Genomic DNA, 13,933 nt, shown 5'->3' with positions numbered 1-13,933 from the left:
TCGTGCTTCCCGCGCCGTGTCTACCGCGCTCGCGGGCGCAGTCCTACGATGCCCTCACTGTCTCTTCCGACCTTGAGGATCCCCATGAACGACTCGTATAACGCCGCCCGGCGCACGCTGCTTGCCGGCAGCGCGCTCCTGGCTGGCAGCGCCTTTGCCATCGGCGCACAAGCAGCCCCGCAGCGCAATTCCCAACCCCAACGGAGCACTCCCATGAACAGCAACACCTTCGTCACGAAAGACGGCACGACGCTGTACTACAAGGACTGGGGCGCCGGCCCGGTCGTTACGTTCTCGCACGGCTGGCCGCTGAACGCGGATGCGTGGGACGGACAACTGCACTTCCTGGCGCGCAATGGTTTTCGCGTGATTGCGCATGACCGTCGCGGCCATGGGCGTTCTTCGCAGCCGTCCAACGGCAACGACATGGACACCTACGCCGACGATCTGGCGCAGTTGATCGAGGCGCTGGACGTCAAGAGCATCGCGATGGTGGGCCACTCCACCGGCGGCGGCGAAGTGGCGCGCTATATCGGCCGGCACGGCACGAAGCGCGTGTCGCGCGCTGTGCTGATCGGCGCGGTGCCGCCGGTGATGCTGAAGTCGGCCGCCAATCCGGAAGGCCTGCCGCTATCGGTATTCGACGGCATCCGCGACGGCGTGGCGGGCGACCGCTCGCAGTTCTACAAGGATCTGGCCGTGCCGTTCTACGGCGCCAATCGCCCGGGGTCGAAGGTGTCGCAGGGCCAGCTGGACCAGTTCTGGCTCTGGAGCATGCAGAGCGGCCAGCAGAACGCCTACGAGTGCGTCAAGGCGTTCTCGGAAACGGATTTCACCGAAGACCTGAAGAAGATCGACGTGCCCACGTTGTTCATGCACGGCGAAGACGACCAGATCGTGCCGATCCACGACTCGGCCAAGAAGGCTGTGCGTCTGGTGAAGAACGCGCAGGCGATCTATTACCCCGGCGCCCCGCACGGCCTGACGGCCACCCTGCAGGACCGCATCAACGCTGACCTGCTGGCTTTCCTGCGCGGCTGACGCACGCGCCGCCCCGCAACAACCCGGCGCGAGGGCGCCGGTTTCCGGCCGGCCCAACCGGCCGCCTTCAAGGAGATTCCGCCATGTTTTCCGCAGACACTTTGGACCCCATCACCCACCAGGCCATCGATCTGGTGCCATCCCGCTACGCCGTGCAGGTGGGCGATATCGATGCGCTGGTCGTCAGCGACGGCGTGTTGCCGCTGCCCACGTCGACGATGGCCACCAATGCCGACCCGGCCGATCTGGCCAACTGGCTCGATCACATGTTCATGCCGCCGGACGCCTTCGATTGGCCGCTGAACGTGATGGTCGCGCGCAGCGGTGACCAGACCATCCTCATCGACGCGGGGCTGGGCGGCCAGTTCTCGGGCTTTCCGCGCGCGGGCCAGTTCCCGCAGCGCCTGCAATCGGCCGGCATTCCGCTGGAGTCCGTGACGGACGTCATCATCACCCACATGCACATGGACCACGTGGGCGGCCTGCTGGTCCCCGGCGTGAAGGAGCGCCTGCGCAAAGATGTGCGCATCCACGTCAATGCGACTGAAGTCGCGTTCTGGACCTCGCCGGATTTTTCGCAGACGGTCATGCCCAAGCCGGTGCCCGCCGTGCTGCGCTCGACGGCAACCAGCTTCTATGAAACGTACCGCGATCAGATCCGCGTCTTCGAGGACCGCCACGAAGTGGCGCCGGGCGTCATCGTGCGCCATACCGGCGGCCACACGCCCGGCCACTGTGTCGTCGACCTGATCTCCGGTGGCGAGCGCCTGACGTTCGCCGGCGATGCCGTGTTTCCGGTGGCCTTCGACCATCCCGAATGGCACAACGGCTTTGAACACGACCCCGAGGAATCGGCCCGCGTGCGCTTCGCGCTGTTCAACGAACTGGCCGAAAACAAGGGTCTGCTCGTGGCGGCGCACCTGCCGTTCCCCTCGGTGGGACGCGTCGCCGTGGAAGGCAACGCGTTCCGTTGGGTGCCGGTCATCTGGGACTTCTGATCTCCGGCGTGCCGCCCGCGCCGAGGTCCCAGTACAGCCCGGTCATCAACCCCAGCGCCTGCCGCAGCAGCTCCGGCGGCAGGTGCTCGTTGGGCGCGTGCTGCGAGCAGCCGGGGTACGAGTGCGGCACCCAGATCGTGCGCAGGCCCAACACGTCGGTGAAGATGTCGTTGGGCAGCGAGCCGCCCAGGTTGGGCAGCAGCGCGGTCTTCTGACCAGAGGTGCGTTCCAGCGAGTCCACGGCCCAGCGCACCCAGGCGTCATCCGGGTCGATGCGGGTCGCGCGGAACATGGATTCGCGCGTCAGCGAGATCTTCACCATCGGAAAGCCATGGCTGTCCAGATGGCGGCGCAGGGCCGGAATCAGGTCGTCCGGGTCGACGCCCACCACGAAGCGCAACTGGCAGCGTGCCCACGCGCGCGGCGGGATCGCGTTGACGGGGGTGTCGGGGTTGCCGGTCTTGTAGGCCAGCACCTCGAATGAGCACCAGCCGAACACGCGTTCGGCGGGCGACAGACCGGGCTCGCCCCAATCCGGTTCGATCTCGGGGCCGTCCGTGCCGCCGTCGACCTGGCAGTCGGCCAGCGCGCGCCGCACGGCCGGCGGCAGTTCCTTCGGCACCCATTCCGGGATGCGGATCTGGCCAACGGGCGAGGCGATGCTGGCGATCGCGTGGGCCAGCTGCAGGCCGGGATTGGAGATCAGTCCGCCCCAGTTGCCCGAATGATGTCCGCCGGCGCGTGCCTCGATCGTGAGGTCGAAATTCAGACTGCCGCGCGCGCCCAGGAAGATGGTGGGACGGTTGGCGCTCAGGCGCGGGCCGTCCGAGGCGATCAGCAGGTCGGCGGCCAGCAGGTCGCGGTGCTCGGTGCAGAGTTCGCGCAGCCCCATCGAGCCGGTTTCCTCGCCCATCTCGATCAGGTACTTGGCGTTGAAGCCGAGCTTGCCGCGCGTCTCCAGCACCAGCCGCAGCGCCTCCATGTTGATGGTGTGCTGGCCCTTGTTGTCGGCAATGCCGCGGCCGTACCAGCGGCCTTCGGCCTCGGTCAGCGACCACGGCGACAGGCCTTCCTTCCATTCCCGTTCCAGACCACGAATCACATCGCCGTGCCCGTAGCCCAGCACCGTGGGCAGGGCCGGGTCCTCGATGCGTTCGGCGTACAGGAACGGCGCCAGCGCCTTCGGATGCGTCAGGGTGCGGCAGGTGAATCCCAGGGCCTCGAACGCCGGACGGATCTCGTCCTGCAGATAGTCCGCCAGCACGGCGGCGCGTTCGGGGTTCTGGCTTTCCGTGGGCAGCGCCAATCGGCGCGCCAACAGCGTGCGGAAGGCGCCGGAATCAAAGCAGTGTTCCGCCTGGGCGATGGCGTGTGCGCGGGTCATGGCTGGGTGGCTCCATTGGAAGTCGAGGGGACGGGCGGATAGAGGTGACAGGCGACCAGCGCGCCTTCCCGCACGGTCAATGCGGGCCGTTCGGTCTTGCATTGCGCCATCGCGTGCTGGCACCGCGGATGGAACGGGCAGCCGGACGGCGGGTGCAGCGGGTCGGGGAACGACAGGCCCAGCCCCATGTCGGGGATGCCCAGCCCGGGTTCGGGCGTCAGCACCGACGCCAGCAGCGCCTGCGTGTACGGATGGCGCGGGTCGTGAAAGAGCCGGGCGGTGGGCGCCGACTCGACCACGCGGCCCAGGTACATCACGGCCACGTGGGTGGCGATGTGTTCGACCACCGCCAGGTTGTGGCTGATGAACACATACGTCAGGTTGAAGTCGCGGCGCAGATCCATCAGCAGGTTCATGATCTGCGCCTGCACCGACACGTCCAGCGCGGAGGTGGGTTCGTCGCAGATGACGAGCTCGGGCTGCATGACCAGCGCGCGCGCAATGGCCACGCGCTGGCGCTGGCCGCCGGACAGCTGCCCGGGCGTGTTGTGGGCCAGCCGCGGCGGCAGGCCCACGCGCTCGAGCATGTCGATCGCCTTGTGCATCTTCGGGTTCGGGATGCCATGCACCTCCAGCGGCAGCGACACGATCGACGCAATCGAGCGGCGCGGATTCAGCGACGAATACGGGTCCTGGAAGATGGGCTGCACGCGCCGGGCGAGGGCGCGCCGGTCCATCTGCCGGATGTCCTGGCCGTCGAGGCGGATGGCGCCTTCGGTCGGCGGCGTCAGCCCCAGCAGCATGCGCGCGAGGGTGGACTTGCCGCAGCCGGACTCGCCCACAATGCCCAGCACCGCGCCCCGGTCAACCGCCAGGTCCACGCCATTGACCGCGTGCAGCGTGCTTCGCGGACGGAACATGCCGGCGCGCACCGTGAATTGGCGGCTGACGCCATCGGCTTGCAGCAGCGCGCTCATGCCGGGACTCCTTCGGCGCTGAGGATGCAGCGCCATTGCTGGCCAGTCGCCTGGCCGTGGACGGGAACGGCCTGCCGGCATTGCGGCTGCGCGTAGCGGCAGCGGTCGGCAAAGGCGCAGCCGCGCAAGTCACCGACCAGCGACGGCACCACGCCGGGTATGGTGCCCAGCGCTTCGCCCGGCGCCGTGCGACCAGGCACGGGGATACAGCCCAGCAGCCCTTGCGTGTAGGGGTGATGCGGCGTCGCAAAGATGTCGGCGACGGGGCCTTCCTCGACGATCTGCCCCGCATACATCACGGCCACCTGCCGCGCGATGCGCGCGACGACGCCCAGATCGTGGGTGATCAGCACCATCGCGATGCCCAGTTCCGCCTGCAGGTCGGCCAGCAGCCGCAGGATCTGCGCCTGGATCGTGACGTCCAGCGCGGTGCTGGGCTCGTCGGCGATCAAGAGCTCAGGGCCGCACATGAGCGCCATCGCGATCATCACGCGCTGCCGCAGTCCGCCGGACAACTGATGGGGATACTGCCCCAGCCGCTGGCCGGCCGAGGCGATGCCGACCTTTTCCAGCAGTTCCACCGCGCGGTCCCGCGCCTGCTGGCTGCTCGCCTTGCAGTGGTGGATGTAGTGTTCGGTGAGCTGTTCGCCAATGGCGTAGGCGGGGTTGAGCGCCGTCATGGGCTCTTGAAAGATCATTGCCATCTTGCTGCCGCGCAACGCGTTGACGCGCCGCCCGCGGGCTTTTGACAGATCTTCGCCCAGCACCGCCAGCCGGCGCGTGCTGCGCCGGGCGGCCTTGGGCAAGAGACCCATGATGGCCAGCGAGGTCATGGACTTGCCGCAGCCCGATTCCCCCACGAGGCACAGCGTTTCGCCGCGCTTGACCTGGAACGACACGTCGCGCACCGCGTGCAGCGGCCCGCGTGGTGTGGCGATGTCGACGGTCAAACCCTGGACGTCCAGGACGATATCGGTGCCGTTCATGCTCAGGCCCTCTCTTCAGGCGTCAGGAGTTGATGCAGTCCGTCGCCGGCCAGGTTGATCGCGAAGATCAAGAGCGCCAGCGCCGACCCGGGAATGGCGATCAGCCAGAACGAGAAGAACATGTAGGCCTTGGCCTCGGAGATCATCAAGCCCCACGACGGCAGCGGCGGTTGGACGCCCAGGCCCAGGAAGGACAGCGAGGCTTCCAGCAGGATCGCGCTGGCGGCCTCCAGCGTGGCGATCACGATGAGCTGCGGCACGACATTGGGCAGGACCTCGCCCCAGACGATGCGCCAGGTGCTGGCGCCGGCGGCCTGCGCGGCAGCCACGTACTCCAGCGAGCGCACCTGCTGCGTGGCGCTGCGCATCACGACTGCGTAGCGGTCCCACTTGAGCAGGCCCAGCACCAGGATCACCACCCACAGCGAGCCGCCGACGATGGCCACGGTGGCCAGCGCCACCAGGATCACCGGCATGGACAGGCGCGTGGTGATGAGGAACGACACGGCCATGTCGACCTTGCCGCCAAAGTAGCCGGCCGCCATGCCCATCGCCGTGCCGATCAGGCCCGAGATGAGCGCGACGCTGATGCCGATCAAGAGCGAGATACGTGCGCCGTAGAACAGGCGCGACATATAGTCGCGTCCCAGCTGGTCGGTGCCCAGCGGGTGCAGCCAGGTGCCTTTTTCGTACCAGACGGGCGGGGCGGTGCGGTAGGCCAGATCCTGGAAATAGGGATCGTGAGGCGAGATCCACGGCGCCAGCAGCGCGATCAGCACGATGACGAAGAGGATGCCGCCGCCGGCCAGCAGCGCCTTGTTGCGCCGCAGGCGGCGCCAGCGCAGCGTGGACGCGGACAGTTCCAGCGGGGCTGCGGCGGGGGTGGCGGGGGTGAGCGTAGGCGTGTTCATGTCAGGACACCCGGATGCGCGGATCGAGCCACGCGTTGGCCACATCGGCGGCAAGCGTCAGCAGCACATACAGCACCGACAGCAGCAGCACGATCAGCTGCATGACCGGATAGTCCTTGTAGGTGATGCTCTGATAGGCCAGATACCCCAGGCCGTCCAGCGCGAAGATGGTCTCGATGACCACCGAGCCGCCCAGCAGGTAGCCCAGCTGCACGGCGGCCAGCGCGACCACCGGCACGATGGCGTTGCGCAGGGCGTGCTTGAAGATGACCTTGCGGGCGGGCAGCCCCTTGGCCCGCGCGGTGCGGATGTAGTCGGCGCTCAGCACCTCGATCATGCCGGCGCGGATCAGGCGCATGAACGCCGGCGCGACGTAATAGCCCAGCGCGATCGCAGGCATGACGAAGTGCTGCCACGTGCCGCTGCCCGACACCGGCAGGATGCGCAGCGAGATCGAGAACAGCATGATCAGGATCAGCGCAAAGAAGAAGTTCGGCAGCGCCTGGCCCAGCACCGCGATCGCCAGACAGACCCGGTCGATCAGGCTGCCTTTGTACAGCGCGGCCAGCACGCCCAGCGGAATCGAGATGCACAGCGCAAACGCCAGCGCCGCCATCCCCAGCTTCAGCGTGGTCGCCAGCTTGGACAGGATCAGCGGTCCGGCCTCGGTCTTGAAGTACACCGACGTCCCGAAGTCGCCCTGCAGGATGTGCCAGAGCCAGTCGGCGTACTGGACGATGATCGGGCGGTCCAGGCCGTAGGTCTTGCGGATCATGTCGATGTCGGCCTGCCGCGCGCCTTCGCCGGCCAGCGCCAGCGCCGGGTCGCCCGACAGGTGCAGCAGCAGGAACGCCAGGATCGACACGGTCAGCGCCACCAGCGCCGCCAGCCCCAGGCGCCTCAGCGTGAAATAAAGCATAGGACTTCCTCTCTGTTCAGCAGCGCCGGGCGATTGCGAAGCCCGCCCGGCGCGGACCGCGCCTTACTTCCAGCTCATGTCCCAGAAGCGCACCAGCTCGTCCGAGTAGGGCTTGAAGTTCACGTCCTTGGTGGCGACGTAGTAGGCGGGCAGCGTCCACAGGGGAACGGCGTAGGCCTTTTCCGCGATGATGTCCAGCGCCTCCTTGTAGGCAGCCTTGCGCGGCCCGGGTTCGATGGTGGTATCGCCCTTCTTGAGCAGGTCGCGCACCTTCGGGTCGCGCGTGATGTCGTCGCTGCCGAAGGCGAAATACACCGGCGTGGACGCCGACACGTCGTTCACCAGGTTCGAGCCCCACGTCTGGTGCGTGAGCGACGCCTTGTTCGCGCGGATCATGTCGCGCATCGCGGCGTACTGCAGGAAGTTCAGCTTGGCGCGGATGCCGACGGCCTGCAGGTAGTTGATGATGGCTTCGGTCTGGTTGCGTTCGCGGTACGCGACGATGTCGATGTCAAAGCCATTCGGGTAGCCCGCTTCGGCCAGCAGCTTCTTGGCCTGCGCCGGATCGTACTTGTAGGTCGGCGCGCCTTCCTGCGTGCAGCCCACCTGCGACGGCGTGCAGATGGTGTTGATGAGCCCGCCGCCTTCGCCCACGATGTTCTTGAGCATGGATTCGCGGTCGATGGCGTGGATGATCGCGCGGCGCACGCGCTCGTCCTTCAGTTGTGGCGCGGGCGTGCCTTCCAGGATGTTCATCTGCATGAACACGATGCGCATGGTGTTGCCCGTGACCATCTGCAGGTTCGGCATGCCGCCCAGCTGTTCAGCCTGGTCCTTGGGCACGCTCATGATCAGGTCTTCGCCGCCCGAGATGACTTCGGCCATCTGCGTCTGGCGGTCGGGGATGAAGCGGATGACGACCTTGCCGATCTTGGGCTGCGCCTTGGGCGAATCCTTGAAGTAGTCGGCGTTGCGTTCCAGCGTGATGGACTTGCCGGGCTGGTAGTCGACGACCTTGTACGGACCCGAGCCCACGGGCTTGGCGTTCATGCCCTTGGGGCCGACCTCCTGGTAATACTTCGCCGGGTGAATGGCGGCCGTGGTGGACAGGTATTCCTTGGCGCCGGGGAAGGGCTCTTTGGTGGTCAGGCGCACCTTGTACTTGTCGATCTTCTCGACCTTGTCGATCCAAGACACGTTCTGTTGCGTGACGGCCTTGTTCTTCGGATCGGCCACGTAGTTCAGCGTGTAGACCACGGAGTCTGCGTCGAACTCTTCACCGTTGTGGAATTTGACGCCTTCGCGCAGCTCGAACTCCATGGTCTTGTCGTCGACCTGCTTCCAGCTCTTGGCAAGCTGGCCCTTGTACTCATTGGTGACGGGGTCGCGGTAGAGCAGGGTGTCCCACACGTTGGCGGCAATGATGACGCCGATGCGCACGTTGTTGAAGTACGGGTCGACGCTTTCCGGCGCCTGGTCGTAGGCCATGCGCAGGGTGTCGTCTTTCTTGCCGGCAAGCGCCGGTTGGGTGGCGAACGCGGCGCAGGCGAGCAGGGCGGCGGCCAGGGCCTTGAGCGGGGTGGAACGGCGGGAGGACAGCGCAGGGGTAGCGGGGGTGAAGCAGCAAGGTGTGAAGCGACTATCAGCCATGGTGAAGGCTCCTCTTGATGACACTACATGTGTTGCGTATCTATCGTCTCGCTCCGGCTCTTGAGCGCCGCGTCGCATTTGCGCTGCAGGTGCTGCCGCATGATGGCTGCCAGCCGGTCCGCGTCGCGCGCGGCAAGGGCCTCCGCCATTTCTATGTGTTCGCGCATCGCCAGATCCCATTTCTGCCGGTCTTCGTTCGAGACGAAGCGCAGGTTCTGGATCCGTGCGTTCTGCGCGTCGTAAAGCTGTTTGAGCAAACTGTTGTGCGCGGCCAGGCTGATGCGTTCGTGGATCTCGCGGTTGACGCGAAAGTACGTCGGCAGATCGTGGCGCGCGTGGCTGGCCATCATTTCGTAGGTCAGCGCGCGGATCTCGGCGATCTCGACGTCCGTCGCGCGCTCGCACGCAAACCGGCACGACATGGCCTCCAGGCCGCCGATCACTTCGAAGGCCTCGCGGATGTTGGCATCCGACAGCGCCACCACCTGCGCGCCGCGGTTCGGTTCGATCTGCACCAGGCCTTCGGCGGCCAGCAGGCGGAAGGCCTCGCGCAGCGGGGTGCGCGACACGCCCAGCAAATCGCACAGGGCGCGTTCGTTCAGCCGGGTGCCGGGCGGGAACTCGCCCTGGATGATGCGTTCGCGTAGCGATCCGGCCGCCGATGCCGCCAGCGTGCGCCCGTCGCCGGCGGCGCGAACGGCCGTCGGGGCGGAATCGGGCGTGAGATCGGACGAGGCAACGGCCTCGGCATGATCCGGCAAGAAGCTAGGATCGCTGCGCATTGGTATACAAAAATTCCCCTTGTTTTCGCAGACTATAAACCTGTCTTCACGGTGGTTTTGATGGGTGTATACCCTAGGTTATCGACGTAAAAACAATGGGATAGAGTGACGCATGCCGCAAGTCCGCCAGGCCGCCCCACGCTGCCTGACCGCCGCGCAAAGCCGCCTTGGTATACAAACCGTCCACATTGGGGCCACGCATGCTCACGCTGAACACCCACCCGTCCGGCCGGCATTTCCTGCAGATTCCCGGTCCCACCAACGTGCCCGACCGGGTCCTGCGCGCCATCGACCTGCCCACCATCGATCACCGCGGACCGGAGTTCGGTGAACTCGGCAAGGCGGTGCTGTCGGGCCTGAAGCACATCTTCCAGACCGAGTCGCCCGTCGTGATCTTTCCGGCGTCGGGCACCGGCGCGTGGGAAGCTGCGCTAGTCAACACGCTGTCGCCGGGCGATCGCGTGCTGATGGTCGAGACCGGCCACTTCGCCAGCCTGTGGCGCAAGCTTGCCGGGCGGCTGGGGCTGGAAGTGGATTACATCGAGGGTGACTGGCGTCATCCGGTCGATGCCGGCGTGATTGGCGCGCGGCTTTCGGAAGATACGCAGCACCGCATCAAGGCGGTGTGCGTGGTGCACAACGAGACCTCCACCGGCGTCACCAGCGACATCGCCGCGGTGCGCGCCGCGATCGACCAGGCCGGTCATCCGGCGCTGTTGATGGTCGACACGATTTCTTCGCTCGGGTCCATCGATTACCGCCACGACGAATGGGGCGTGGACGTGACGGTGGCCGGTTCGCAGAAAGGGCTGATGCTGCCGCCGGGCCTGTCGTTCAACGCGGTGGGGCCGCGCGCGCTGGCGGCGGCCGAGACCGCGCGTCTGCCGCGGTCGTACTGGGATTGGCGCGAGATGCTCGGGCCCAATGCGAAGGGCTATTTTCCGTACACGCCGTCGACCAACCTGCTGTACGGCCTGCATGAAGCGCTGGCCATGTTGGCGGCTGAAGGGCTGCCGCAGGTGTTCGCGCGTCACGAACGCCATGCCCGCGCCACGCGCCTGGCGGTGGCGGGCTGGGGGCTGGAGCTGCTGAGCGTGGACCCGGCCGCGCACAGTCCGGCGCTGACCGCCGTGCTGATGCCTGACGGCCACAGCGCCGACGCGCTGCGCAAGGTCATCCTGGACCGCTTCGACATGTCGTTGGGGCAGGGGCTGGGCAAACTGTCCGACCGCATCTTCCGCATCGGCCATCTGGGCCACTTCAACGATCTGACGCTGTGCGGCACGCTGGCGGGCGTGGAGATGGGGCTGGCCGCGGCCGGCGTCCCGCACCGCTCGGGCGGGTTGCAGGCGGCCATGGAATATCTGACCCGCGCGCCACAAAGCGCGGGGCAATGAACACACAACAACGAGGGAACCGATGAATACGCTCATGCAGCAGGCGATCCAGTTCGCCAACGACCACGAATCGACCTGGGACCGCAGCGTCAAAGGCAATTTTGGCGTGCACCTGAACGATCCGCCGCCCTGGAACCGCCTGCTCGGCCCCATCCATGACCGCGGGCCGGTGTCCGGCGTGGTCGTGGTGGACGGCAAGACGGTGGCCGAGTGGGGCGAGCCGGACCGCGCTGACCTGACGTTCAGCGTCGCCAAGCTGTACCTGGCCATCCTGGCCGGCGTGGCGCATGACCGCGGCCTGCTGCCGGACGTGGACGAGCCCGTCGGCAAGCGCGTGCCGGGCATCGGCTTTGACGAAGGCCGCAATGCGTCGATCACGTGGCGCCATCTGCTGCAGCAGACCAGCGAATGGGAAGGCGAACGCTTTGGCGTGTCGGACCAGGCGGACCGCTATCGCGCGGTCACCTTTGGCGTGCCGCCGGACGGCAAGAAGGGCGATGCGCGTCCGCTGCAGGAACCCGGCACGTATTGGGAATACAACGATGTCCGCATCAATCAGCTGTCGTACGCGTTGCTGCATCTGTTCCGCAAGCCGTTGCCGGAAGTGTTCCGCGAGGCCGTCACGCGGCCTATCGGCTGCAGCGAGGATTGGCAATGGGTCGGCTACGACAATGCCTGGGTCGAGATCGACGGCCAGCGCATGCCGTCGGTGCCCGGCGGCTCGCACTGGGGCGGCGGCATGTCCATCAGCGCCAAGGACCAGGCGCTGATCGGCCAGATGCTGCTGAACGACGGTCAGGCCAATGGTAAGCAGATCCTGTCGCGCGAATGGCTGCAGGCGATGCGCACCCCGTGCGACATCGCCCCGTACTACGGCTATCTGATCTGGCTGAACCACGAAGGCAAGGTGTTTCCCAGCGTGCCGTCGTCCAGCTTCTTCGGCGTGGGCGCGGGCAGCTCGTTCACGTGGGTGGAACCGGAACGCAAGATGGTCGTGATCGTGCGCTGGCTGAATTCGGCCCATGCGGACGCGCTGTTCGGGAAGATCCTGGCGGCGGTGGATGCGGGTGTGTAACTCCCAGGTTTTGCGGCATGTCAGGTTTTTTCGGGCAAGATGTGGCGTTCGGCTGCGCGGTGACGCGCGGCCACGCCTTATCCCTTCATCCGATCAAGGAACCACGCCATGAATTACCGCCGACTGGGAACCAGCAATCTCCGGGTGTCGCCGCTCTGCCTGGGCACGATGATGTTCGGAGAGCAGACGCCTGATGACGAGGCCGCGCGAATCGTTGCGTCGGCACGCGATCACGGCCTGAATTTCATCGATACCGCCGACGTCTACAACGAAGGCCGGTCGGAAGAGGTCGTGGGCAAGCTGCTCAAGGGGCAGCGCCACGACTGGGTGCTGGCCAGCAAGATCGGCAATCCGGTCGGCAAGGGGCCGAACCTGGCGCATTACTCGCGCCAGTGGCTGATCCGCGGGGTGGAGCAGAGCCTGTCGCGCATGGGCACGGATTTCATGGACATCCTGTACCTGCACCGCGACTATCACGAAGAAAACCTGGAAGAAGCGCTGTGGGCGCTGGGCGACCTGATCCGCGCGGGCAAGCTGCGCAGCTTCGGGCTGTCGAACTTTCGCGGCTGGCGCATCGCCGAGGTGATGCGTCTATGCGAAAAGCTGGGCGTGCCGCAACCGGTGGTGTGCCAGCCGTACTACAACATGCTGAACCGCGGGCCGGAAGTCGAGATACTGCCCGCATGCAAGCATTACGGGTTGGGCGTGGTGCCGTACAGCCCGATCGCGCGTGGCGTGCTGACGGGCAAGTACCTGCCGGGCCAGGCGCCCGCGGCGGATACGCGCGCCGGACGCGGCGACCGCCGCATCCTGGCGACCGAATTCCGCGAGGAATCGCTGCAGATCGCGCAGAAGCTGGTGCAGCACAGCGCCGCGCGCGGCGTGCAGCCGGGCCATTTCGCAACGGCGTGGGTGCTGGCCAATCCGGTGATCACTGCCGTTATCGCGGGTCCGCGTACGCTGGCGCAGATGGACGATTACTACGCGGCGCTGGACGTGACGATCACGCCCGAGGACGAAACGGTCGTGAACGAGTGGGTGACGCCGGGCCATGCCTCGGCGCACGGCTACAACGATCCCAACTATCCGTTTTATGGCCGTCCGGTGACGGCAGCGTAAGCAGGTGCGGGGCCTTGCCCCGCGTCACCTCCGCACAGCCGCGAGCTAGGCCGAGATGCCGTGCAGCATCATCTGTTCGGCCACCTGCGCGATGCCCATCCGCGCAATCCGGCCGCGCCGCTCGGCGTCCACCATGCTGGTGATGATTCCGATCAGGAGCTCGCTGAGCGCGGCGGCGGTCATGTCCACGCGGAACGCGCCTTCGCGCTGACCACGCAAAAAGAATGCATCCAGGGTTTCCTGATAGCCGGACCAGCTGTTCATGATGTCCGGCTCAAGTTCCGTGTCGGGCTTCCAGTTGTAGATCAGGAACGCCGTCAATTCCTTGTGCGCCAGGTGCTGTTCGATCAGGCTGCGCAGCGCCGTGCGGGGCGGGGCGGTGTCCAGGTGCGAATCCGCCAGTGCCTGCTTCATGACCTGCGCGCAATGCGTCATCAGGCGCAGCACCAGCTGATCCCGGGTCTTGCAGAACCGGTACAAGGTCGCCTTGCTGACGCCGACGGCCTTGGCCAGCTCCTGCAAGGTTGCGCGCGGCTGATCCACCATCGCCAACGCCAACGCGACCAGCAGCCGTTCGTGGCCTGCCTCTTCAGACATTGCCTCCTCCCCATTTGTGGTTATCCCTGGGCCGGTATTGGATCACGGGAGATTCACTTTGTACAAACTTCCGCGAATTTATCAAGTAAAGACTTGT

13 protein-coding genes are annotated in these 13,933 nt (G+C 66.4%); 5 read left to right on the top strand and 8 right to left on the bottom strand.

Features of this window, described 5'->3' with window-relative positions; all coding sequences use genetic code 11:
- Window positions 1-84: 84 nt before the first annotated feature.
- Entirely contained in the window at window positions 85-1,041 is a 957-nt protein-coding gene (locus tag AC6CIE_RS07715) for an alpha/beta fold hydrolase (protein ID WP_452000155.1), read from the top strand.
- A gap of 83 nt (window positions 1,042-1,124) precedes the next feature.
- Window positions 1,125-2,039 carry an MBL fold metallo-hydrolase gene (locus tag AC6CIE_RS07710; RefSeq protein WP_175121813.1) on the top strand — a complete coding sequence of 305 codons (915 nt, stop codon included), beginning with the start codon at window positions 1,125-1,127 and terminating at the stop codon, window positions 2,037-2,039.
- On the opposite strand, the gene AC6CIE_RS07705 is transcribed toward AC6CIE_RS07710, so the two are convergent.
- The 7 genes from AC6CIE_RS07705 to AC6CIE_RS07675 form a co-directional block, all read right to left on the bottom strand.
- Window positions 2,023-3,423 carry a M20 family metallopeptidase gene (locus tag AC6CIE_RS07705; RefSeq protein ID WP_218343629.1) on the bottom strand — a complete coding sequence of 467 codons (1,401 nt, stop codon included), beginning with the start codon at window positions 3,421-3,423 and terminating at the stop codon, window positions 2,023-2,025. The two genes, AC6CIE_RS07710 and AC6CIE_RS07705, sit on opposite strands and share 17 nt — an antisense overlap.
- Window positions 3,420-4,400: an ABC transporter ATP-binding protein gene (locus AC6CIE_RS07700; RefSeq protein WP_105238663.1), complete on the bottom strand. Its 981-nt coding sequence runs from the start codon at window positions 4,398-4,400 to the stop codon at window positions 3,420-3,422. Before AC6CIE_RS07700 ends, AC6CIE_RS07705 begins: the two co-directional genes overlap by 4 nt.
- On the bottom strand, window positions 4,397-5,386 hold the full coding sequence (locus AC6CIE_RS07695) for an ABC transporter ATP-binding protein (protein ID WP_105238664.1): 990 nt from the start codon (window positions 5,384-5,386) through the stop codon (window positions 4,397-4,399). The genes AC6CIE_RS07700 and AC6CIE_RS07695 overlap by 4 nt, the downstream gene beginning before the upstream one ends.
- A gap of 2 nt (window positions 5,387-5,388) precedes the next feature.
- Entirely contained in the window at window positions 5,389-6,297 is a 909-nt protein-coding gene (locus AC6CIE_RS07690) for an ABC transporter permease (RefSeq protein WP_175121810.1), read from the bottom strand.
- A gap of 1 nt (window position 6,298) precedes the next feature.
- Window positions 6,299-7,216 (bottom strand): ABC transporter permease, encoded by a 918-nt coding sequence (locus AC6CIE_RS07685; protein ID WP_175121809.1) that lies wholly within the window; start codon window positions 7,214-7,216, stop codon window positions 6,299-6,301.
- A gap of 63 nt (window positions 7,217-7,279) precedes the next feature.
- Window positions 7,280-8,866, bottom strand: coding sequence for an ABC transporter substrate-binding protein (locus tag AC6CIE_RS07680; RefSeq protein WP_175185423.1), 1,587 nt, complete (start codon window positions 8,864-8,866; stop codon window positions 7,280-7,282).
- A 23-nt stretch (window positions 8,867-8,889) separates the two neighbouring features.
- Entirely contained in the window at window positions 8,890-9,648 is a 759-nt protein-coding gene (locus AC6CIE_RS07675) for a GntR family transcriptional regulator (protein ID WP_175136704.1), read from the bottom strand.
- Window positions 9,649-9,848: 200 nt separating this feature from the next.
- Here AC6CIE_RS07675 and AC6CIE_RS07670 point away from each other — a divergent pair, with 200 nt between their 5' ends.
- The 3 genes from AC6CIE_RS07670 to AC6CIE_RS07660 all read left to right on the top strand — a co-directional run bounded on the left by AC6CIE_RS07670 (window position 9,849) and on the right by AC6CIE_RS07660 (window position 13,239).
- Entirely contained in the window at window positions 9,849-11,045 is a 1,197-nt protein-coding gene (locus tag AC6CIE_RS07670) for a pyridoxal-phosphate-dependent aminotransferase family protein (RefSeq protein WP_175136703.1), read from the top strand.
- A gap of 22 nt (window positions 11,046-11,067) precedes the next feature.
- Window positions 11,068-12,120, top strand: a complete 1,053-nt coding sequence (locus AC6CIE_RS07665) for a serine hydrolase domain-containing protein (RefSeq protein ID WP_175136702.1) — start codon at window positions 11,068-11,070, stop codon at window positions 12,118-12,120.
- A gap of 108 nt (window positions 12,121-12,228) precedes the next feature.
- Window positions 12,229-13,239 (top strand): aldo/keto reductase, encoded by a 1,011-nt coding sequence (locus AC6CIE_RS07660; protein ID WP_175136701.1) that lies wholly within the window; start codon window positions 12,229-12,231, stop codon window positions 13,237-13,239.
- Window positions 13,240-13,284: 45 nt separating this feature from the next.
- Here the strand turns inward: AC6CIE_RS07660 and AC6CIE_RS07655 are convergent, their stop codons facing one another.
- Window positions 13,285-13,836 (bottom strand): TetR/AcrR family transcriptional regulator, encoded by a 552-nt coding sequence (locus AC6CIE_RS07655; protein WP_175121803.1) that lies wholly within the window; start codon window positions 13,834-13,836, stop codon window positions 13,285-13,287.
- Window positions 13,837-13,933 lie beyond the last annotated feature (97 nt).

It is taken from the genome of Achromobacter sp. GQ309 (genome assembly GCF_059759315.1).
The sequence above is the reverse complement of the archived record's forward strand: the minus strand, read 5'-3'. Positions and strand labels throughout refer to the sequence as shown.